At 28.4% G+C, this 22,017-nt stretch carries 19 protein-coding genes and 1 pseudogene; 15 read left to right on the top strand and 5 right to left on the bottom strand.

From position 1 onward, the window contains the following. Positions 1-27: 27 nt before the first annotated feature. From MPF13_RS07630 to trpA, 14 genes are all read left to right on the top strand, one after another. The gene (locus MPF13_RS07630) at positions 28-1,296 is read left to right on the top strand and encodes a porin (protein WP_249981768.1); all 1,269 of its coding nucleotides are present in this window, start codon (positions 28-30) and stop codon (positions 1,294-1,296) included. A 279-nt stretch (positions 1,297-1,575) separates the two neighbouring features. After that, positions 1,576-1,845: an Asp-tRNA(Asn)/Glu-tRNA(Gln) amidotransferase subunit GatC gene (locus tag MPF13_RS07625; RefSeq protein WP_249981766.1), complete on the top strand. Its 270-nt coding sequence runs from the start codon at positions 1,576-1,578 to the stop codon at positions 1,843-1,845. Positions 1,846-1,847: 2 nt separating this feature from the next. Then, on the top strand, positions 1,848-3,248 hold the full coding sequence (locus MPF13_RS07620) for an amidase family protein (protein ID WP_249981764.1): 1,401 nt from the start codon (positions 1,848-1,850) through the stop codon (positions 3,246-3,248). Then, a complete protein-coding gene (gene gatB/aspS, locus MPF13_RS07615) occupies positions 3,248-6,577 on the top strand; it encodes a bifunctional amidotransferase subunit GatB/aspartate--tRNA ligase AspS (RefSeq protein WP_249981762.1) in 3,330 nt (1,109 codons plus the stop codon). Before MPF13_RS07620 ends, gatB/aspS begins: the two co-directional genes overlap by 1 nt. Positions 6,578-6,749: 172 nt before the next feature. After that, positions 6,750-7,310 carry a helix-turn-helix domain-containing protein gene (locus MPF13_RS07610; RefSeq protein ID WP_249981761.1) on the top strand — a complete coding sequence of 187 codons (561 nt, stop codon included), beginning with the start codon at positions 6,750-6,752 and terminating at the stop codon, positions 7,308-7,310. 64 nt (positions 7,311-7,374) lie between these two features. Further along, complete coding sequence (locus MPF13_RS07605) at positions 7,375-8,199, top strand: CPBP family intramembrane glutamic endopeptidase (RefSeq protein WP_249981759.1); 825 nt, start codon at positions 7,375-7,377, stop codon at positions 8,197-8,199. Between the two features lie 246 nt (positions 8,200-8,445). Beyond that, positions 8,446-9,837 (top strand): anthranilate synthase component I family protein, encoded by a 1,392-nt coding sequence (locus MPF13_RS07600; RefSeq protein ID WP_249981757.1) that lies wholly within the window; start codon positions 8,446-8,448, stop codon positions 9,835-9,837. Between the two features lie 71 nt (positions 9,838-9,908). Further along, positions 9,909-10,511 carry an anthranilate synthase component II gene (locus MPF13_RS07595; RefSeq protein WP_249981755.1) on the top strand — a complete coding sequence of 201 codons (603 nt, stop codon included), beginning with the start codon at positions 9,909-9,911 and terminating at the stop codon, positions 10,509-10,511. Positions 10,512-10,516: 5 nt separating this feature from the next. After that, the gene (gene trpD / locus MPF13_RS07590) at positions 10,517-11,506 is read left to right on the top strand and encodes an anthranilate phosphoribosyltransferase (protein ID WP_249981754.1); all 990 of its coding nucleotides are present in this window, start codon (positions 10,517-10,519) and stop codon (positions 11,504-11,506) included. Between the two features lies 1 nt (position 11,507). After that, the gene (locus MPF13_RS07585) at positions 11,508-11,678 is read left to right on the top strand and encodes a hypothetical protein (RefSeq protein WP_249981753.1); all 171 of its coding nucleotides are present in this window, start codon (positions 11,508-11,510) and stop codon (positions 11,676-11,678) included. A 91-nt stretch (positions 11,679-11,769) separates the two neighbouring features. Further along, positions 11,770-12,558 carry an indole-3-glycerol phosphate synthase TrpC gene (gene trpC, locus MPF13_RS07580; protein WP_249981752.1) on the top strand — a complete coding sequence of 263 codons (789 nt, stop codon included), beginning with the start codon at positions 11,770-11,772 and terminating at the stop codon, positions 12,556-12,558. Position 12,559: 1 nt separating this feature from the next. Further along, positions 12,560-13,255 carry a phosphoribosylanthranilate isomerase gene (locus MPF13_RS07575; protein ID WP_249981750.1) on the top strand — a complete coding sequence of 232 codons (696 nt, stop codon included), beginning with the start codon at positions 12,560-12,562 and terminating at the stop codon, positions 13,253-13,255. Between the two features lie 78 nt (positions 13,256-13,333). Beyond that, a complete protein-coding gene (gene trpB / locus MPF13_RS07570; protein ID WP_249982321.1) occupies positions 13,334-14,518 on the top strand; it encodes a tryptophan synthase subunit beta in 1,185 nt (394 codons plus the stop codon). Positions 14,519-14,521: 3 nt separating this feature from the next. Next, positions 14,522-15,289 (top strand): tryptophan synthase subunit alpha, encoded by a 768-nt coding sequence (gene trpA / locus MPF13_RS07565; RefSeq protein ID WP_249981749.1) that lies wholly within the window; start codon positions 14,522-14,524, stop codon positions 15,287-15,289. A 77-nt stretch (positions 15,290-15,366) separates the two neighbouring features. On the opposite strand, the gene MPF13_RS07560 is transcribed toward trpA, so the two are convergent. From MPF13_RS07560 to MPF13_RS15680, 4 genes and pseudogenes are all read right to left on the bottom strand, one after another. Then, positions 15,367-16,005, bottom strand: coding sequence for a TonB-dependent receptor plug domain-containing protein (locus tag MPF13_RS07560; RefSeq protein ID WP_249981748.1), 639 nt, complete (start codon positions 16,003-16,005; stop codon positions 15,367-15,369). A gap of 128 nt (positions 16,006-16,133) precedes the next feature. Beyond that, positions 16,134-16,952 (bottom strand): T9SS type A sorting domain-containing protein, encoded by an 819-nt coding sequence (locus tag MPF13_RS07555; RefSeq protein WP_249981747.1) that lies wholly within the window; start codon positions 16,950-16,952, stop codon positions 16,134-16,136. A gap of 198 nt (positions 16,953-17,150) precedes the next feature. Beyond that, positions 17,151-17,567: an FKBP-type peptidyl-prolyl cis-trans isomerase gene (locus MPF13_RS15685; RefSeq protein WP_249982320.1), complete on the bottom strand. Its 417-nt coding sequence runs from the start codon at positions 17,565-17,567 to the stop codon at positions 17,151-17,153. Beyond that, positions 17,559-17,981: pseudogene (locus tag MPF13_RS15680) on the bottom strand (FKBP-type peptidyl-prolyl cis-trans isomerase); the annotation flags it as partial. The pseudogene MPF13_RS15680 and the gene MPF13_RS15685, both read right to left, overlap by 9 nt. A gap of 174 nt (positions 17,982-18,155) precedes the next feature. Here MPF13_RS15680 and MPF13_RS07540 point away from each other — a divergent pair. Next, a complete protein-coding gene (locus MPF13_RS07540; protein WP_249981746.1) occupies positions 18,156-20,372 on the top strand; it encodes an FUSC family protein in 2,217 nt (738 codons plus the stop codon). An 18-nt stretch (positions 20,373-20,390) separates the two neighbouring features. On the opposite strand, the gene MPF13_RS07535 is transcribed toward MPF13_RS07540, so the two are convergent. Then, positions 20,391-22,013 carry an amidohydrolase gene (locus MPF13_RS07535; RefSeq protein WP_249981744.1) on the bottom strand — a complete coding sequence of 541 codons (1,623 nt, stop codon included), beginning with the start codon at positions 22,011-22,013 and terminating at the stop codon, positions 20,391-20,393. Between the last annotated feature and the right edge of the window lie 4 nt (positions 22,014-22,017).

Here is a 22,017-nt window from a genome sequence, read left to right as displayed (position 1 = left end):
TGTGGCTAATTTAAGAATAAGAATAGAATGAATTTAGTAAAAAGTAGCATTAAGATTTTTGTAGTAGCAATTATTTTATTGTCATCAATTTTTGTAAGTGCACAAGAAAAAGAAAAATTTAAACCAACAATTAAATGGAATGTTAGAGCGCAATTATGGTTGCGTTATTCAGATTTAAACGAAGGTTCTTTAGTAAATGGTGAACCTACAAGTACTTATGCAGATGTTTCATTAAGAAGATTAAGAATTCCTGTTACCTCTCAATTAACTCCTAAGTTATATTTCTATTCTATTATTGGTGGAAATAATCATAATTTTAAATCTAAGAATTTTCCTATGAGAATTTTAGATTTGTATGCTGAGTATGCTTTTAGTAAGGCTTTTGAAATTGGTATTGGTAAATCTGGTTGGCAAGGTTTAAATAGATGGAATGTTCGTTCTAATAAAACATTAATGGGATTAGATTCTCCACTTTTTTCATTAAACACAGTAAATAAAACTGATGATATTGGTAGGGTTTTAGGTGTTTGGGTTAAAGGTCAGGTTGGTAAAATAGATTATCGTTTATCTTTTGGAAACCCAATTGCTGTTACTAATATTCCTTCTGGAGGAGTAGATTTTGCAAATAATAGACCAAGAATTAAAACTTCTTCTTATGTAATGTATCAATTTTTTGAGCATGAATCTAATAAATCAGCGTATCCTACTGGAACCTATTTACAAGCTAAAAAAGTTTTTAATATTGGAGCAGGTTTTCAGTTTCAAGAAAAAGCAATGAGTGATGGAGATGCTTTATTAGCAACTACTAATTTATACGATATGAAACATTGGGCTGTAGATTCTTTTTTAAATTTACCTTTAAATAATGAGGGTGCAATTACAGCTTATTTAGGTTTTTACGATTACGATTTTGGTAAAGATTACATTAGAAATGTAGGAGCAAACAATCCTACTTCAGGAGGAGGATCTGATTTTAATGGGGCAGGTGTTGCATTTCCAATGATTGGTACAGGTACCACTTGGTATACTCAATTTGGATACGCTTTTAAAAAATCTAAATTTTTAGGATATCCAATGGTAATTCAACCTAATATTGCAATTCAAAGTGCTAATTGGGATGCTTTAAATGATCAAATGACTGTTTATGATTTTACAGTAAACTTCTTAATGGATGGTAAACACGGAAGAAAAATGAGTTTTGGGTATCAACATAGACCAATTTTTGATGCAACTACCATGAATCAAAAAAATTATAAAGGAATGTTTGTAATGCAATATCAAATTTCTTTAAAATAAATTTAATTAAAATTCTCTTTTTTAAGGTTTTTTAATGTATTCATAATTTAGTGTAGATATTTTATGAATCTAACAATCCTTTTACAAAATCTTAAAAAAGAAGTTTTTATAAGATATATTCTGTCTATATTTGTCAACGTTAAAATTAAAAAATGACAAATAATAATAACAATCGTAATTTCAATAATCCTAATTTTTAGGGTAGGAAGGTTGTTGTTTAAAAATATATAAATAAAGCCTTCCAAATTTGGAAGGCTTTTTTAATTTAAAATCGAAAAGATGAGTAAAATGATGACAGTCGACGTTCTGTCGAGTATTAAAGGAGCAAAAGAGTCTGAAACTGTAAGTAAATTATTTGATGTAATTAAAAATGCAAATACATCAAATAATAATTCTTTTAATATAAATCATAATAATGCTGTGTCTTTAGATGATTTAAGAGAAGATGAAGTAATTGATAGTCCTCAAATTGAAAAGGATATTATCATTGAAAATTTTCCAAACAAAAAAAACGGATATTTAGTTGTTTCTAAAGTGATAGAAGAATAAATATGGAATCGCAAATACATCAAATTCATCAACAATTGATGAACAAAGAAATCTCTTGTACTCAGTTAGTTCAAGATAGATTAGATTTATTAAAATCAAACACTCAAAATACAGTCAATTCACTTTTAGATGTAAAAGCTTTAGAATTAGCAGCTAATGTTGATGCTAAAATTGAAAGCGGGCAAGAAATTGGTTTGTTAGAAGGAATTCCTTTCGGAATTAAAGATGTGTATATGGTTCAAGGAACATTAACAACTTCTAGTTCAGAATTGTTAAAAAACTATAAATCATCATATACTGCAACTGCAATTCAAAAATTGTTAGATGCAGGTGCAATTCCGTTAGTAAAAGAAAATTGTGATTCTTTTGGTCACGGTTCATCTTCTGAAAACACCATTTTTGGAGCAGTTAAAAATGCTATAAATCCTGAGTTAGTTGGTGGAGGTTCAAGTGGAGGTTCTGCAGTTAATGTAGCTAAAGATTACACTGTTTTTTCTATAGGAGGAGATACAGGAGGTTCAATTCGTCAACCAGCAGGTTACAATAAAGTGTATGGTTTAAAACCAACCTATGGAAGAATTTCTAGATATGGAATTATGGCGTACGCTTCTTCTACAGATTGTGTTGGTCCAATAGCAAAATCAATAGAAGATATTAGAATTGTTTTAAATGTGATGAGTGGTAAAGATGTAAAAGATCAAACTACGTATCAATCAAAAGCAATTTCTGAAGAAGCTGTTTTAAATGCAGATGAAATTAAAACTGTTGGGTACTTTAAAAACTTTATAGAAAGTGAAGCAATTGATGCTCAAGTAAAGTCAGATTTTTTAGCATCGATAGAAAAAATAAAAGCAAAAGGAATAGAAGTTAAAGAATTAGATTTCTTTGAATCTGATACGTTAGTATCTACGTATTATACATTAGCAATGGCAGAAACTGCTTCTAATTTATCTAGATTAGATGGTACAAATTACGGAGCAAGAATTGAAGGAGATAATTTAAAAGATACATATTCTATTACACGTTCAGAAAATTTTTCTGAAGAAACAAAACGTAGAATTGTTGGTGGAAACCAAGTATTATCTCAAGGTTTTTCTGATGAAATTTATTTAAAAGGATTGAATTTAAGAGATCAGATTTCAGAAAATTTTGAAAAAGATTTTAAAGAAGTAGATGTAATTTTATCACCAGTAACACCAAATTCGCCACCAAAAATTGGTGATAGTTTAAAAGATCCTTTGGCTATGTATTTGTCAGATGCTTATACAGTTGGTTTTAGTTTAGGGCAATTGCCAACCTTAACAGTACCTCAAGGAACAGAAACAGGAATTCAAATTTCTGCAGCAAAAAATAATGACGAACTTGTTTTGAAGTTTGCTAACTTCTTAAAAGACACGATATAATGGAATTATCACAATTAAATGAGCTTTTAAAACAGCACGAATTAGAGTTAGTAATCGGTCTAGAAACACACGTTAGATTAAATACAAAAACTAAACTTTTCTGTTCTTGTGCAAATCATGAAATAGAAGAGCCAAATAAAAATATTTGTTCAGTTTGTACAGGGCAAATGGGGGTTTTACCATCTATAAATAAAGAAGCTATTAAAAAAGCAATTTATTTTGGAAAAGCAGTAAAGTCTACTTTTGAAAACGAAGTAATTTCTTGGGATCGTAAACATTATGAATATCCAGACAATCCAAAGAATATTCAAATTACGCAATTTCATAATCCTGTAATTCCTGATGGACAAGTTTCTTGTTTTAGAAACGATGGTTCACAGTTTACAGTAAACTTAACACAAGTTCACATAGAGGAAGATGCTGCAAAATTGATGCACGAAAAGAAAGTTTCTTTGGTAGATTTTAATAAAGCTGGTGTTCCTTTAATAGAAATTGTAACAGAACCTTGTATTCGTCATATAGAAGATGCTTCAATCTACGCACAATATATTCAAAGAATTGTTCAGAATTTAAAAATATCGGAAGCAAACCTTGAAAAAGGAGAGTTTAAATCGGATGTTTCTGTGTCTTTACGTAAGAAAAGAAGTTATGATTTAAACCCAAGAACAGAAATCAAAAACTTAAATTCATTTAAGTTTATGGTAGATGCTTTAAAGGAAGAAATTGAAAAACAACTTAATTATTACATAGAAAATAAAGAGTTTAGACCAGATCAAACTACGGTTTTATGGGATGCAGATTTAAAGCAAACCAAAACAATGCGTAAAAAAGAATTTGAAGCTGATTATCGTTTTATTTCTGAACCAGATTTACCATTTGTAAACATAAAACAAGTTGTAGAAAGTATAGATGTAGATGTAAGTTCTTTACCTTTTGCTGTAGAATCTATTTTAATAAAAGGTGGTGTTTTACCACAAGATGCTAAGTTTTTTACCGCAGATTCGTTAAGATCTAAAACATTTGTAGAGATAAATAATGTAATTAAAGATCCTTCTTTTGTTGCAAAAACTTTAGTTAACAATTTAAAAGCAGATGAGTATGCAAATATTCATAGTGTAGAACAGTTAATTGAAATTTTCCAACTATTTAAAGATGATAAAATTACCTCTGTTTTAGTTCAAAACGGAATTACATCTTACTTAAAAGATAGAGATTTCGATTACAACAAATACTTTGAAGACAATACGATTTCTGAAGATAAAATTAAAGATGCTGTTGCCAAAGTAATTGCAGAAAACGAAGCTATTGCTGCAGATATTAAAGGAGGAAATCAAGGAAAAGCAGGAATCTTAGTAGGTAAAGTAATTCAAATTATTGGTAAAGGAGCTTCAGGAAAAGTGATTCGTGAAGAAATTTTAAAAGCTGTTAGTGATAAGCCAATTGAAGCAACTCAAAATCAATCTGCTAAAAACGATAAGCAACCAACTCAAAATAAAAAACAAAAAGTAGAAGAAGAATTACAATCGGTTCCAATTGTAATTAAAGATGAATACAGAACTCATAAAATTTCTGAATTATCTGATGATTCTATAAATGATGAAGTTACATTATCTGGTTGGGTATCTAGTGTACGTGATCATGGAGAATTAATGTTTATTGATTTAAGAGATTCTAGCAATCAAGTTTTTCAAGTTCGTTTAAGTAGAGAAACTTTTCCGAATTTAGATGAATTGGTAAAACTAAAACCAGAAACTGTAATTATGGTTACTGGTGTGGTTGTTCAAAGAAATGAAGACGATTATAATGCAGGTTTAAGAACAGGTAAAATTGAATTAGAAACTGCTGCTTTAGAAATTTTAAACTTATCTAAAACATTGCCTTTTGAGATAAAAAGAGCAATGAAAACAAACGAAACTACTCGTTTTCAATACAAGTTTTTAGACCATAGAAATGATGAAGTTCGTAAAGCAATTGTTAATCGTCATAAAGTAATTAAGTTACTACGTGATATTTTAGATGAAGAAGAGTTTTTAGAAATTGAAACACCTATTTTAACTGCAGGTACAGATGAAGGTGCAAGAGAATTTATTGTGCCAACCAGAAAACAGGCAGGTTCTTTTTATACATTACCACAAGCACCACAACAATTTAAACAAATGTTAATGGTGGGTGGTTTTGAAAAATATTTTCAAATTGCACGTTGTTTTAGAGATGAAGATTCTAGAGGAGACAGACAACCAGAGTTTACACAATTAGATATTGAAATGGCATATGCGAGTATGCAACAGATTATAGATTTAAACACTAAAATGTTTAATGAAATCGTGAAGAAAATCTATGGTAAAAAATGGATTTTACGTCCTTTCGAAGTTATAACTTACAAAGAAGCTATGGATAAATATGGTTGTGATAGACCAGATTTACGTTATGGTTTAGAAATGCAAGACATTACTGATATTGTAAAAGACACAACTTTCCAAGTATTTAGCAAACCTATTGATGATGGTGGAATTGTAAAATGTATCAAGGTTTCTGCTCAAGAGCAAGGAAACAAACGTATGTCTAAAGGTCAGATTGAAAACTTAACTGCCATTGCACAACAAAATGGTTTAGGTGGTTTGGCTTATATTATTGTAAATGAAAACGATTTACAATCGCCAATTATTAAGTTTTTAGGAGAAGAAATTGCGGCTAATATTATTAAAGCAACAGATGCACAAGTTGGAGATATTGTATTCTTTTCTGCAGCAGATTATGCAACTGCAAACAAAGCATTAGATGCTGTTCGTCAAGAATTGGGAAGAATCTTAAAATTAATCAATCCAAAAGAATTAAGACCAGCTTGGGTTGTAGATTTCCCAATGTTTGAAAAAACGGATGAAGGAAGATGGACGTTTACACACAATCCATTTTCTATGCCAGCAGTTTATGATTTAGAAAAGCATATGAATGGGAATGATGATGAAATAGGAACTATTATTGCTCAACAATACGATTTAATCTTAAATGGTTATGAAATTGGTGGAGGTTCAGTTCGTGCACACAAAGCAGAAATTCTAGAAGCAACCTATAAAAACATGGGTTATAACAAAGAAGAAATGATAAAAAGTGTTGGAACAATGTACAAAGCGTTTCAATATGGAGCACCACCTCATGGAGGAATTGCTTGGGGTGTAGATAGGTTAATGATGATTTTAGAAAAGAAAGCATCTATTAGAGAAGTAATGGCTTTTCCAAAAACTGGAACATCAGAAGATTTATTATTTAATGCACCATCAATTTTATCTGATAAAAAGGTAGAAGAAATGAATGTGAAAATTATGAGATAAGACATATAATTGTAATTTCTTAAAAAGTGTAAAAATCTCGCGAAAGCGAGATTTTTTGTTTTATATTAGCTTCTAACCCTTGTAAATGCTGAAAATGACAGATAGGTGACATTTAAATGGCGTGTAAAAAACAAGAAGTAAGCCTTAGATTTGTAGCATCAAAACAAGTAAAATGAAACAACAATCAATTAAAGAAAATTTATTGTATCATAGAAAGTTAAAAGGGTTAACTCAAGATCAACTTTCAGAAAAAACAACTGTTGGAGTTCGAACAATTCAAAGAATTGAAAAAGGAGAAGTGCAACCTCATTTACAAACTGTAAAATTGTTAGCTGTAGGATTAGATGTTGAAGTAAGTGATTTAATAGTTATAGATAATCCTAATGAAGAAAAGGTTGAAAGAAAATGGATGTTGTTATTACATGCAATTCCTTTTTTGGGATTAATTATTCCTTTTGGAAATATTATTTTTCCAACATTTCTTTGGTTGCAAAAATCTAAAGACAATAAGGTTTATGATTCACATGGTAAAGCAGTTGTAAATTTTCATAGTTCTATAACTTTGTATTTTATCCTTTCTTTAATTTTATTTTTTCCTTTTCCTGGTTATAATTTCTTCTTAACAGGTGCTATTGTTTTATTCGGAATTATAACCTCAATTTCAAATATTATTGCTGCATTAAATTCAGGGAAATATAACTATCCATTATCTATTCCCTTTTTAAAGAAATAAAATGTATTTCACTTCTTCCTCCTAAAATAAAAACCAAAGTAGGTTTAACCAAACACGTTTAAAAATGAAAAATTTAATTAAGAAATATCCAATAATATCAAAATACGTTTTTGCTATTATAATATTTTTTTTAGCTCTTTTTGTATCAGGATTACTTAATAAAGGTGTAATAAAACAATATTTTCCATATTCTTCTGCAATTTGTCTTGGTATTGCTACCTGGGTTTTATTAAAATCAGATAATAAGAAATTGAGTGATTATGGCTTAGATTTTAAAATTAAAAATTTAAAGTTTTTTCTTTTAGGAATTTTAATAGGAGCAATCGCTTTTTTATTGGTTAAATATTTAAGAGCCTTATGTTTTGGAGAAACAATTAATTTAAGTTCTACTTTCAACTATAAAAATATTTTAAACGGTTTTTATATAATGTTACCAATGGTTGCAGTAGAAGAATTTCTTTTTAGAGGATATTTATTTAAAAAAACCATAGAAGTCAGTTCTGTTTTAAAAGCAAATATTATTTTTTCATTTCTATTCATGTTAGTGCATGTTTTTGATATTGGAGTTATCAATAGCACTCCCATGATTATTTTTACGGTAATTACCATACCAATTGGTCATTTACTTTTTGCAACAGCATTTTTAAAGTCTAAATCCTTATATTTTGCAATAGGAATTCACCTAGGCAATAACTGGGGTACAAGGCATCTAGTATCAAAATTTCAAAATGGTGATAGCATATTTTATATTACTGAAAATGCTCGTTTTGATACTTGGTTATCATTTATTGCTTTTATATTATTGTGGAATTTATTTTACCTTCTCATTATATTTATCATTTGGAAATGGAATTTTAACTCAAAAATTAAAAGGTTTAAAAAAGGATAATTCATTAAACCTTTCATTTTTTAGATAAATACATAATTTTATAACACATTTTAAATAAAGTTCATATAAAATTTGCTCTTTAAAAAATCTATCTTATTTTTGTCATTCAAATGAAAGAAAATACAAACAATACATGGTGGTGGAACTCTCTTATCTAAATAAGTGAGAAGTAAACTATATGTAACAATATAATAAAAAGGCTTATCTCACGATAAGCCTTTTTTTATGATAATTTTTATCATCAGAATGAAAAAAATACAATTTAAAACAATACATAAAACGAAAATGGCAGATACAGTAACTCCTGTAGGACTGTATTTACGTTTTAGAGACAAATACGCTAACACTTTGTTGTTAGAAAGCTCAGACTATCATAGTAAAGATGAAAGTTTTTCTTTTATTGCTATAGATCCAATAGTTTCTATAAAAGCAGAAAACCATCATTTAAGTTTTTCTCATAATGGAGTTGAGTTAGAAAATATAGAAATTGGTAGAAACTTCAATTCAATTTTCGAAAAATATAGCAATACAATCGATTTAGATTGTCCTGCAGAATTAAAATCGTTTAATGGTTTGTATGGTTATACAACATATGATTCTGTGCAGTATTTCGAAAATATAGAATTAAATGTTAATGAAGCTCCATCTGCAATTCCTTTAATGCAATACAGTTTTTACAGATTTATTATCGCTATCAATCATTTTAATGATGAAATGACATTGATAGAAAATATTGAAGAAGGAACTGAATCTCATATTAAAGAAATTCAAACAATTATTGATGCACAAGCATTCAATACACAAAAATTTGAAATTATTGGAGATGAAACATCAAATATTAAAGGAGAAGAATTTATAGAGTACGTTAAGAAAGCAAAATCTCATTGTAAAAGAGGAGACGTTTTTCAACTAGTATTATCTCGTCAATTTCAACAAAAATTTAAAGGAGATGAATTTAATGTGTATAGAGCATTACGTTCTATAAATCCATCACCTTATTTATTTTATTTTGATTATGGATCGTTTAAGTTAATGGGGTCATCACCAGAAGCACAAATTAAAATTTCTGCAGGTAAAGCAACCATTAATCCTATTGCTGGTACTTTTAGAAGAACTGGTGATATGGCTAAAGACATTCAGTTGGGTAAAAAACTATCAGCAGATAAAAAAGAAACTGCAGAACATGTAATGTTGGTAGATTTGGCTAGAAACGATTTAAGTAAACATGCTGATAATGTAGAGGTAGAGGTGTTTAAAGAAGTGCAATATTTTAGCCACGTAATTCATTTGGTATCTACAGTTTCTGGAAAGTTAAAAGGAAATCCAATAGAAATTGTGGGTGATACTTTTCCTGCAGGAACCTTAAGTGGAGCTCCAAAATACAAAGCAATGGAATTAATAGACACCTATGAAAATCAATCACGTGGATTTTATGGAGGAGCAGTTGGAATTATTGGACTGGATGGTTCTGTAAATTTGGCAATTGCAATTCGTAGTTTTGTAAGTAAAAATAACGTGTTGTATTACCAAGCAGGAGCAGGAATTGTTATTCATTCTGATGAAGAAAAAGAATTACAAGAAGTAAATAATAAGTTAGCAGCGTTAAAAAAAGCGTTGATTTTAGCAGAGAATATATAAAAAATACTTTTAGCTGTTAGTGGTTAGTTTTTTTCTAATTGCTAAAAGCCAAAAGCCAAAAGCTTTTATAAATGAAAATATTAATTTTAGATAATTACGATTCGTTTACCTATAACTTAGTTCATATGGTAGAAAAAATTACAGGAGATTTTCCTGCAGTTTTTAGAAACGATGAAATCAGTATTGCAGATGTAGGAAATTACGACATTATTATGTTGTCTCCAGGTCCTGGAATTCCTGATGAAGCTGGTATTTTAAAGGAAGTAATTAAAACCTATGCAGGTGTTAAACCAATTTTTGGAGTGTGTTTAGGCTTACAAGCAATTACTGAAGTTTTTGGAGGAACCATTATCAATTTAGATGAGGTTTTTCATGGAGTAGCAACAGAAATGAAAGTTACAGATGTTTCAGCAACTATTTTTAAAGATGTTCCAGAAACGTTTTTAGCAGCTCGTTATCATTCTTGGGCAGCAACAGATAATGGATTTCCAGAAGAAATTCAAGTTACAGCAAGAGATGAAGATGGATTAATCCAAGCAATAGAACATAAAGCTTATAATATTTCTGCAGTTCAATTTCATCCAGAGTCTATTTTAACAGATGTTGGTGAGCAGTTAGTTACCAATTTTATAGAAAATGTTGCTAAAAGTAAATTGCAAACAGCTAAAAGCTAAAAGAAATGAAAGCAATTTTAAATAGATTATATAACCATGAAAGATTGTCTAAATCTGAAGCAAAACAAATCTTAAAAGATATTGCTGCAGAAAAATACAATGATGCCCATTTAGCGTCATTTATGACCGTTTTTATGATGCGTCCAATTACTGTTGATGAACTTTCTGGATTTAGAGATGCCTTAAAAGAACTATCAATAAAAGTAGATTTATCAGATTATAATACAATTGATATTGTTGGAACTGGAGGTGATGGAAAAGACACGTTTAATATCTCTACCTTAACTTCATTTATTGTTGCAGGAACTGGGCAAAAAGTAGCGAAACATGGTAATTATTCTGTGTCTTCGCAATCGGGTTCTTCAGATATGTTAGAGAGTTTTGGATATAACTTTACAAATGATGAAAACGTTTTAAGAGAACATTTAGAAAAAGCAAATATTTGTTTTTTACATGCGCCTAAATTTCATCCAGCAATGAAAGCTGTTGGTCCAACAAGAAAAGCTTTAAAGTTAAAAACGTTTTTTAATATGTTAGGGCCTTTGGTAAATCCAAGTTCGCCTAAAAATCATATGTTAGGAACTTTTAATATGGAAATTGCACGTTTGTACAATTATATTTTGCAAGATGAAGTTATTAATTACGGAATTATTCATGCTTTAGATGGGTATGATGAAATTTCGTTAACAAGCGGATTTAAGTTATTTACTAAAAATGGAGAACAGTTAATCAATCCAGAAGATTTAGGATTGAAAAAAGTGAAACAATCAGATATTTTTGGAGGAAGTTCTGTTGCAGATGCAGCAAAAATTTTTAAAACGATTATAGAAGGCAAAGGTACAGAAGCACAAAATAATGTGGTGTTAACAAATGCTGCTTTTGCGTTAACAATTGTAGATGATACAAAACCTTTTGAAACTGCTTTTGAAGAAGCAAAAGATTCACTTTTCGGATTAAAAGCAAAACAAACATTAGACAAATTAGTAAGTATATAAGATGGCTAAAAAGAAAAACAATTTAATTCTAATAGTTCCTGCTTTTTTATTAATGGGAATGGCATTAGGTATTCAAACAAAAGAACTGTTTAAACAAACAATTATTGGATTGATTGTTGGAATAATTGTTTACTTTTTTTTAAGGTTAAGGAATAAGAAATTAAACAATTAAGAATTACGAATTAGAAATTACGATGATGAAAAATCTCTTGTTAATAATTTGAGGTTTCTCCATAAAGTCGAAATGACAAATCAGTATACAAATGACAATTTTAGATAAAATAATAGCATTTAAAAAGAAAGAAATAGCTAAAATAAAAGCAGAAGTACCTGTTCAAAATTTAGTTAAAAGTCCAAGTTTTGGAAGAACTACTTTTTCATTAAAAAAGTCTTTATTAGAAGTTGGTTCTACAGGTATAATTGCAGAATACAAACGTCAATCTCCTTCTAAAGGAATTATCAATGATAAAGCAACTGTAGAAGAAGTAACAAACGGATATTTAGATGCTAATGTAGCAGCACAGTCTATTTTAACAGATACTTCTTTTTTTGGAGGAACCATGGCAGATTTAATGGAGGCAAGAGTTATCAATCAACAAAAACCAATTCTAAGAAAAGATTTTGTTGTTGATGGTTTTCAGATTGTAGAAGCCAAAGCTATTGGTGCAGATGTTGTTTTATTAATTGCTTCTTGCTTAACATCTAAAGAATTAAAAAACTACGGAAATTTAGCTACAGACTTAGGTTTAGAAGTTTTATACGAAGTACACACACAAGAAGATTTAGATAAAATTAATGATTTAGATAACAAGATTATCGGAATTAATAATAGAAACTTAAAGACTTTTGAAGTCGATTTAGAGCATTCTATTAAGTTGGCAGGTCAAATTCCTGATACTTGTATTAAGGTTTCAGAAAGCGGAATTTCTGACCCTAAAATTATAACAGGATTAAAAGAATTTGGTTTTCAAGGATTTTTAATTGGCGAAAACTTTATGAAAACAGAGAACCCTGGAGAAGCTTGTCAAGACTTTATCAATCAAATTAGGTAATATGAAACTGAAAGTTTGCGGAATGAAATATGTAGAAAATATCCAACAAGTTGCAGATTTGCAGCCTGATTATTTGGGATTTATTTTCTATGAAAAATCAAAAAGAAATTTTGAAGGAATCATTCCAGAATTTTCTAATTCAATACAAAAAACAGGTGTTTTTGTTAATGAATATATTGAGATTGTTATTTCTTTAGTAGAAGAATATCGGTTAGATGCAATTCAATTACATGGAGATGAGTCTGTTGCATATATAAAAGAATTAAATTTTCAGTTAGAGCAAAGTAGAGAATTAAAGATTGAAGAAAACAAGCAGATTAAAAAGAAGAAAAATCAACATTATATTTCTAAAAATAAAGTTGAAATCATTAAAGTTTTCGGTATAAAAGACGAGTTTAATTTTGATGTTTTAAAACCTTATTTAGAGGTTGTAGATTACTTTTTGTTTGACACAAAAGGAAAAGAAAGAGGTGGAAATGGAACTAAATTTGATTGGTCTGTTTTAGAAAATTATCCTTTTGATAAACCTTTCTTTTTAAGTGGAGGAATAGGGTTGGAAGATGTTGAGCAAGTACAAAAAATATTGAAATCTAATTTACCAATTTATGCACTAGACGTAAATAGTAAGTTTGAAATAGAACCAGGGAAAAAGAAAATAGAAGAGTTGAAAAATTTCAAAAAAGAAATTTTTGTGTAATTGTGTAAAAGTTGAAAGGTGTAAAAAGCACAACTCAACAATTACACGATTAAACAGATAAACAATTACACAATGAAAATAAAATCAAAATTTCACCCAGACAAAAATGGATATTATGGACAATTTGGAGGAGCATTCATACCAGAATTGTTATATCCAAATGTGAAAGAATTAGAAGATAATTATATTCAAATTATCCAATCTGATGAGTTTCAAGAAGAATATAAAGCATTATTAAAAGACTATGTAGGTCGTCCAAGTCCTTTGTATTTAGCAAAACGTTTGTCTGAAAAATATGGTGCTTTTATTTATTTAAAAAGAGAAGATTTAAACCATACAGGTGCTCATAAAGTAAATAATACAATTGGTCAAATTTTGGTAGCTAAGAAATTAGGAAAAACCAAAATTATAGCTGAAACAGGAGCAGGTCAGCATGGAGTTGCAACAGCAACAGTTTGTGCTTTAATGGGATTAGATTGTACCGTTTTTATGGGAGAAAAAGACATTGAGCGTCAAGCTCCAAATGTGGCTCGTATGAAAATGTTAGGAGCAAAAGTTGTTCCTGCTACAAGTGGTTCTAAAACGTTAAAAGATGCAACCAATGAAGCCATTCGTTATTGGATTCAGCATCCAGAAACGTTCTATTTAATTGGTTCTGTTGTTGGGCCTCATCCTTATCCAGATATGGTGGCTCGTTTACAAGCTGTAATCTCAGAAGAAATAAAGTGGCAATTAAAAGAGAAAACTGGTAAGGAAAATCCTGATACGATTATTGCTTGTGTTGGAGGAGGTTCTAATGCTGCTGGTGCATTTTATCATTATATGGATGATGAAGAAGTAGAATTAATTGCGGTTGAAGCTTCTGGTTTAGGCGTAAATTCAGGTGAAAGTGCTGCAACTTCTCAATTAGGAGATGTAGGAATTATACATGGATCTAAAACCATTTTAATGCAAGATGAATATGGACAAATTATTGAACCTTATTCAATTTCTGCAGGTTTAGATTATCCTGGAGTTGGACCTTTGCATGCATATTTATTCGATTCTAAAAGAGCTACTTTTATGGATGCTACAGATAAAGAAGCCTTAAATGCAGCTTATGAATTGACAAAAATTGAAGGAATAATTCCTGCATTAGAAAGTGCCCACGCGTTGGCTGTTTTATCAAAGATTAAGTTTAAAAAAGATCAAGTTGTGGTTGTTAATTTATCTGGTAGAGGAGATAAAGATTTAAGTACATATATCAAACATTTAGAAGACTAGGTTATGAATTCAATTCAAGAATTATTTCAGAAAAAAGATAAAAATTTATTGTCTATTTATTTTACTTGTGGATACCCAAAGTTAGATGATACCACAAAAGTAATTTCTGCTTTAGAAAAAAGTGCAGTAGACTTTATTGAAGTAGGTTTACCTTATTCTGATCCATTAGCAGATGGACCTACAATACAAGATAGTAGCCAAAAAGCATTAGAAAACGGAATTAATTTAGATCTTGTTTTCGAACAATTAATGGAAGTAAAGGGTTCAAATAAAACACCTTTGGTTTTAATGGGGTATTTAAATCAAATGCTAAAATATGGTGAAGATAAATTTTGTCAGAAAGTAGTAGAATGTGGTATTGATACAGTAATTCTTCCAGATTTACCAATGGTAGAATTTGAAAATCACTACAAAGATTTGTTTGAAAAATATGGTATAACTAATGTGTTTTTAATTACACCTCATACATCAGAAGAAAGAATTAGAAAAATAGATTCTTATTCTAAAGCTTTTATTTATGTAGTTGCTTCAGCTTCTATTACAGGTGCTAAAGGAGATATTTCTAATAATCAAGTTGCTTATTTTGAAAGAATAAAGAACATGAATTTACAAAGTAAGTTAATTATTGGTTTTGGTATTTCTGATAAGCAAACATTTACTACCGCTTGTAATTATGCAAATGGTACTATTATTGGTTCTGCTTTTATTAAGTACTTAGGAAAAAATGGCGTTGATAAAATAGGCGATTTTATAAAACCAATTATATCATAAAATTAAAAAAAAGCGAAACTAATAATTTTCGCTTTTTTTTAATTTTATTTTTAAAATATGAATTATGGTTAAAGGTACTAATAAGTTGTTATCATTATTACTCCTGCAGAACCTCTAACACCCCACATAGTGGCTTCAGAACCTTTAATAACTTTCACTGATTTTATGTCTTTAGGGTTAATGTATTCTAAACCTTCTAAAGTAATAGCTAACTTATTAAGTACAAACAAAGGTTGATTAGACCCTTTAAGACTGGTTACTCCTCTTACAATAATTGTATTGTCTGGTAATACTCTAACGCCAGCAACTTGACCTCTTAAATAAGAATAAATATCATTAAATCTAAACCTATTTTTGTTTTCTTTTTCAACTTTAAAAAGTTTTGAATACTTAGTTTCTTCTTTAATCCCCATTTTTTTAAATTTAACATTTATAATTCTCTTACCTGGGTAATTAATTTCTGTTAGACCATGATTACTAGAGTAGAATGTTATTTTTTGGGGAACCTTATTTAACTTAAGATTATAAAATCCTTTTTTATTAGTTTTCTTTTTTTGTTTAACATCATCAATAAAAATGACACAATCTTTTATAGGTTTATTAAGAGAATCTTTAACATAACCAGAAATTTTAATCCTCTCTTTTTTTTGAGAAAAAGTATTATTAGATACTATTAAAGTAAAAAAAATGAATAATATTTTTATTGAAGTTTTCATACAATGAGATTTGTGATATGCTAATTTAATATTTATTTTATATAAAAATCATATTTTTTGATTTTGCTTGCATATAAAAAAAGCGAAACTAATCAGTTTCGCTTTTTTTTATTTTTTTTAATTCAGTTTTAATGTTGAATTACAATCTTTTTAGAAGTACTAATATTATTTTCATCAGATAATTTAACTAAATAAATTCCATTTGTTAAACTTGATGTATTAATAGTTTGAATGTTTTTAGAAAGATTAACTGATATAAGTTTTTTTCCAATTAAATTAAAAATTTCTACTTTAGAAACTACATTGTTGTTATTTCTAATTTGTAATTGGTTATTTGCTGGAGAAGGAAATAAAGAAGTTTGTTTTAATTCGTTACTAATGGTAGATGCTGTTGTACCTTCTTTATAAAATTTTAATTCACTGATTGTGTTCCATGCACTATCTGATCTTCCATAACATTTAATCATAACATATTTCGCATTAGCTATTGTATTAGCTATAACAAAGCTTTTATAAGTTAAATCACCACTACTAACTAAGTGTCCATTTGCATCACCTTCTGTAGGAAAAGCATTTGTAAAATCTCCAGAATCTGTACCAGTTGTTGAAACCCATATTTGAAATAAGTATAATTTAGCTACAGATAATAATTGAATTTCTGCTAAATCATAAGAACCATTTAAATTAAGAATTAATGTTTCTCCTCTGTCACCAGAACTTTGTCCAGCCCAATCTGTATCTTCATCACCGTCTACTAAATGAACAGCAGCATTGTTTTTACCTGCAGAAGCATCAACTTGTTCTGCAAAGAAAGACTCTACTGTTACACCAGAAATTAGGTCGTTAGAAGTTGTAACTGGGTCTTGAGAATACGTGTTAATAGTTAATAAAAATACAAGGGCAGTTATATATGCCTTAAGTTGTTTTGTGAAGTTTAAAGTAATCATTTTTTCGATAGATTTAAGTTTTAGTTAATATATTTGGTAAACCAAAGTGGTTTACCAAATATAGGGAAATTAATTAATTTATGAAACTTTAATTTATTAGTCTGTTTATTAAAGATATAGGTTTAATTTTTTTGAGATTAATGAAAATAATGAGCAAAAAAAAACGAAACTTAATAAGTTTCACTTTTTTAAAATTTTCTAATTTACTTTAAGTAGGCTAACATCAAAAATGAGGACTTCACCTCCAGGAATTGAGCCACTTCCATTTATTCCATATCCTAAGTTAAAAGGAATTAATAAAGTTCCTTCACCACCCTCTTTAAAATAAGTGATTCCTTCTGACCATCCTGCAATTACTTGATTTAAGTTGAAAGAAACTCCATCAGAACTACTTTGGTCAAAGATTGTATCATCTAAAAAATAACCTTTATAAGCAACTGTTACATTAGAAGTATTTGTTGGTTGTTCTCCTGTTCCTTCCTTATTAATGACATAATATAAACCAGAATCACTTTTTATAGCATTAGTAATATTATTATCATTAATATATTTTAAAATTGCAGTTTCATTTTGAGAAACATAATCTGCAATTGTAAGTTTTATATCAAAAACCAATACTGCTCCTCCAGGAATTGAAGCATTACTATTACCAGCTGTACCATAGGCAAGTTCTGAAGGAATGATTAAAGTTCCTTCACCACCTTCTTTAAAAAGTTGTATTCCCTCTTTTAACCCTTCAATTATTGTGCTTAAATCTAGAATAGCAGAATTACCTTCAAAAATCAAACCTCCATCTAAATAATATCCTGCATAATCAATATTTACAACAGAGTTTTCAGTAGGTCTTTGTCCAGTTCCTTCATTTTTAATTATATAATATAAACCAGAAGTTGTTTTAGATGCATTTAAGTTTTTTTCTTCAATATAATTTAAAATATCTTCTTCATTTTGAGGTTCAAAACTGTTGTCATCATTAGAACAAGAGCTTAAAATGAATATTGAAAAAAGTAGGTAAATGTAAGATTTCATTTTTATAAGAATTAAATTTAAAGCGAATATACTTTGATTATTTTTAAATAATCTTTTCTTTTTTTAATAAGTTATATTTTGTGTTTTTTTAGAAATATTAATTTAAGTTTAAATATTTTAAATTATAATAGGTGCCTTAAAAATACTTCTTAAATTTGAAGTTTATTAAACGTTATGGTAAAAAAGTTAATTAGATATTTAAAAAGTATCTATTTTATAAAAGCAGTTTTAATTGCTTTTGCTATGGCTATTCCTGTATTAGTATCTGTTTATTTTTTCGATAGTCCTGAAATAGGTTTTAGTATTGCTTTAGGTGCAATTTTTTGTGCACCATCAGATATTAATGGTAGTTTAAAACATAAACTTTATGGTATAATAGCTTCTATAGTTTTAGTTTTTGTAATCACTTTATTAGTTGGATATTTTAGTAGTTCTTTAATATTAATTATACCTCTGCTAATTGTTTTAGTTTTTACAGTTTCTTATATTTCTGTATTTGGTTTTAGAGCTTCTTTAGTATCATTAGCAGGCTTATTATCTTTGGTTTTGGCATTTGCTTACCAAAGTGTAGAAATTTCTATTTTTCAACATTCTTTATTTATTGTTTTAGGTGGTATTTGGTATTTGTTTTTAACAATTTCTACTCAATTATTATGGCCTCAAGTTCAAACGGATTATCTTTTTGTAGAATTACTAGAAAAAACTTCAGAATTTATTAGAATTAGAGGAAAGTTGTTAGTAGAACAACATGATAGAAGTAAACTTTTAGAACAAAACTTTAAACTTCAAACTGAGTTAAATGAGCTTCACGAAACGATTAGAGAAGTTATTTTAGAAAAAAGGTTAAGCTCTGGATTTAGTAATAGAATTAGGCGTCAGCAATTAATATTTTCTAAAATAATTGAAATTTATGAATTGGCTATTTCTAATACAGTTGATTATAATAAGTTTGATGATTTATTTAACGAGCATATTGAAAAATTAGATGAATTTAAAGTTTTAATATTTGAAATTTCTGAAAGATTAATGCACATTTCTAAAGTAATTTTAAAAGAAGAAAAACTTGAAATTAATAACACTTATAAAGTATTACTTAAAAAGATTCATAATCATATAGAAATTTATAAAGTTAATGTGGGGTTGCAAGAATCTAGAGAAGGAGTAATACTCTTATTAAATTTTAAAGCATATCAAGAAAAACAATTAAATAACTTGCAAGATATTTTTAGAATATTAAACAACTATTCTAAGAATGATACAATTAGAGGAATAAAAGATGCAGAACAGTTTATAACTCCTCAAGATTATGATTTTAGAAAATTAAAATCTAACTTCAGTTTCAAAGCTCCAATTTTTAGACATTCTTTAAGATTGACCTTAACCATGTTAATTGGTTATATTGTTGGTTTAACCTTAGAGTTACAACAACCTTATTGGATTTTATTAACTATTGTGGTAATTATGAGACCAAGTTATAGTTTAACTAAAGAAAGATCTAAGAGTAGAGTAGTAGGTACTTTAATTGGAGCAGCAGTTGGAATAGGAATAATTTTTCTAACTCAAAATATAGTTGTCTATATTTTAATTGCTTCTTTATCATTAATTATAGGTTTTTCTTTGGTAAAGCAAAATTATAGAAATGGAGCTGCATTTATAACATTGTATGTAATTTTTATGTACGCAACAATTCATCCAAATATTTTAACTGTAATTGAGTTTAGAGTTTATGATACTTTAATTGGATCTACTTTAGCTTTTATTGGTAATTATTTATTTTGGCCAGCTTGGGAAGCTAAAAGTATTAAAGAATTTTTTAGTAATTCTTTAAATGGTTTTTCAGATTATTTAAAGCAAATTGATAATTTATATCATGTAAAAGGAGAAGCATCAACAGAACTAAAACTAGCAAGGAAAGAAGCTTTTTTACAAGTAGGAAACCTTAATGCAGCATATCAAAGATTAGTACAAGAACCAAAATCTAAACAGAAAAATGTAGCAACAATTTATGAGTTAATTACAATATGTAATACTTATTTATCAGCACTTTCTTCTTTAGGAATGTTTTTTAGAACTAATAAAACTGGTGAAGTTCCTGTTCAATTCGAAGTCTTTGTAAAACATATTTTGTCTAATTTAGAAAACGCTATTAATGTTTTAAATAACAAAGATGTTGAGAGTTATTTAAAAAATGATGATTTACTAAATGCAAAAAAGAATTATATAGATAATTTTCAAAGTCTTTCATCACAAAGAGATGTAGAAATTGAAAAAGGATTACCCATTTCTAAAGAAACAAAAGAACAATTACACGAAACTCAATTGGTTTTTGAAGAATTAAGATGGTTATACAACTTATCTGATAATCTTGTTAAAAAAGTGAAACAAATTTAGTTTCGTGTAAAAAATTAATTAATAAACTTTTTCTCCATTTACATAAGTAGAAATAACTTTTGTTTCAGGAATTTTATCTCCATCAATTTCCATTATATTTTGATTTAAAACCACAAAATCTGCAAATTTTCCAACTTCAATAGAGCCTTTTTCATTTTCTTCAAAATTAGAATATGCAGCCCAAACAGTCATTCCTTTTAAGGTTTCTTCTCTAGTTAAAGCATTTTCCATTTGATATCCATTTTCTGGATAATTATGAATATCTTTTCTAAAAGTAGCTGCATAAAAAGTTAAAAAAGGACTTACTTGTTCTACAGGAAAATCTGTTCCCAAGGCTATTTTACCATATTTACCTAATAAATTTTTATAAGCGTAAGCACCTTTTATTCTTTTATTTCCAACTCTATCTTCTGCCCAATACATATCTGAAGTAGCATGTGTAGGTTGAACAGAAGGTATGATGTTGTCGAATTTATCAAAATCTTCTGGAGCAATAATTTGAGCATGTTCTATTCTCCAACGTCTGTTTTTTGCGTCTTTTAAAACATCTTTGTACGTTTTTAATAACCACGTATTTGCAGAGTCTCCAATTGCATGAGTGTTCATTTGAAATTCTGAAGCTGCAATTTGTTTTGCAATTTCTTGATATCTTTCTGGTGAATAAATTAAAGCACCAAAATGATTTTCTCTGTCTGAATATGGTTTCTTCATGGCTGCACCTCTAGAGCCTAAAGCGCCATCACCATAAACTTTAAAAGAGCGTACATTTAATCTGTCTGTTTTATAAATACCTTTTTTAATATAATAATCAATTTGTTTTTGCTTGTCTGCAGAAACCATAGCATAAACACGCATTTTTAAACTTCCAACTTGTTGTAAACTATCAATTAATTCAATAACATTTTTATCTAAACCAGCATCATCTACAGTTGTTAACCCATAAGAAAAAGATATTTTTTGAGCATCTAATAATCCTTGAACGACTTCTTTTTTAGTTGAATTTGGAGTTTTGATAAAATCCATTGCTGCATCTATTAAAATACCTGTTAATTTTCCGTCTTTTTGATGAAATTCACCTCCAGTTACACTTTGTGGAAAATTTGTACTAGATAACCCAGAATAATTTAATGCGGCTTCATTAACTAATAAAGCATGACCATCTACTCTTCTAACAGCAACAGGAATTGTTGGAAATAATTGATCTAATTTTTCTTTAGTAGGAAACACCTTTACTTTCCAATCATTTTGGTCCCAACCACGACCAGTAATAAAGTTAGCACCTTTTTCTTTTTGAAAGTCTACTAACTTTTGTAATACTTCTTCATAACTTTTAGTGCCTCTTAAATTTACTTTTTGTTGTTGCATACCTAAACCGTAAAAATGACAATGAGCATCTATTAATCCTGGTACAATGGTTTTATTTTTAGCATCTATAATGTTTGATGAAGAATAATTTTTCTGAATTTCATCATTAGTGCCTACAGCAATAAATTTTCCATCTTTAATAGCAAAAGCTTCAGCTTTGTCAAAGTTATTATTAACAGTATAGGTGTTAGAGTTTAAAATTATAATATCTGCATCTTGTTTTTTACAAAAAGCAAATAAACTGATGGTTAAAAAGTATAAAAATATTTTTTTCATGACT

The sequence above is a fragment of the Polaribacter sp. Z022 genome, from assembly GCF_023555495.1.
Taxonomy (GTDB): Bacteria; Bacteroidota; Bacteroidia; order Flavobacteriales; family Flavobacteriaceae; genus Polaribacter.
This window is presented reverse-complemented; position numbering and strand designations above follow the sequence as displayed.

Bases quoted from the DNA above. Each gene is read 5' to 3' on its own strand.
- MPF13_RS07535 (WP_249981744.1), bottom strand. From the start codon at position 22,013: ATGAAAAAAATATTTTTATACTTTTTAACCATCAGTTTATTTGCTTTT.
- trpA (WP_249981749.1), top strand. From the start codon at position 14,522: ATGAATTCAATTCAAGAATTATTTCAGAAAAAAGATAAAAATTTATTG.
- MPF13_RS07630 (WP_249981768.1), top strand. From the start codon at position 28: ATGAATTTAGTAAAAAGTAGCATTAAGATTTTTGTAGTAGCAATTATT.
- trpD (WP_249981754.1), top strand. From the start codon at position 10,517: ATGAAAGCAATTTTAAATAGATTATATAACCATGAAAGATTGTCTAAA.
- MPF13_RS07540 (WP_249981746.1), top strand. From the start codon at position 18,156: ATGGTAAAAAAGTTAATTAGATATTTAAAAAGTATCTATTTTATAAAA.
- MPF13_RS07600 (WP_249981757.1), top strand. From the start codon at position 8,446: ATGAAAAAAATACAATTTAAAACAATACATAAAACGAAAATGGCAGAT.
- MPF13_RS07595 (WP_249981755.1), top strand. From the start codon at position 9,909: ATGAAAATATTAATTTTAGATAATTACGATTCGTTTACCTATAACTTA.
- MPF13_RS07555 (WP_249981747.1), bottom strand. From the start codon at position 16,952: ATGATTACTTTAAACTTCACAAAACAACTTAAGGCATATATAACTGCC.
- gatB/aspS (WP_249981762.1), top strand. From the start codon at position 3,248: ATGGAATTATCACAATTAAATGAGCTTTTAAAACAGCACGAATTAGAG.
- MPF13_RS07610 (WP_249981761.1), top strand. From the start codon at position 6,750: ATGAAACAACAATCAATTAAAGAAAATTTATTGTATCATAGAAAGTTA.
- MPF13_RS07620 (WP_249981764.1), top strand. From the start codon at position 1,848: ATGGAATCGCAAATACATCAAATTCATCAACAATTGATGAACAAAGAA.
- MPF13_RS07575 (WP_249981750.1), top strand. From the start codon at position 12,560: ATGAAACTGAAAGTTTGCGGAATGAAATATGTAGAAAATATCCAACAA.
- trpC (WP_249981752.1), top strand. From the start codon at position 11,770: ATGACAATTTTAGATAAAATAATAGCATTTAAAAAGAAAGAAATAGCT.
- MPF13_RS07560 (WP_249981748.1), bottom strand. From the start codon at position 16,005: ATGAAAACTTCAATAAAAATATTATTCATTTTTTTTACTTTAATAGTA.
- MPF13_RS07585 (WP_249981753.1), top strand. From the start codon at position 11,508: ATGGCTAAAAAGAAAAACAATTTAATTCTAATAGTTCCTGCTTTTTTA.
- MPF13_RS07625 (WP_249981766.1), top strand. From the start codon at position 1,576: ATGAGTAAAATGATGACAGTCGACGTTCTGTCGAGTATTAAAGGAGCA.
- MPF13_RS07605 (WP_249981759.1), top strand. From the start codon at position 7,375: ATGAAAAATTTAATTAAGAAATATCCAATAATATCAAAATACGTTTTT.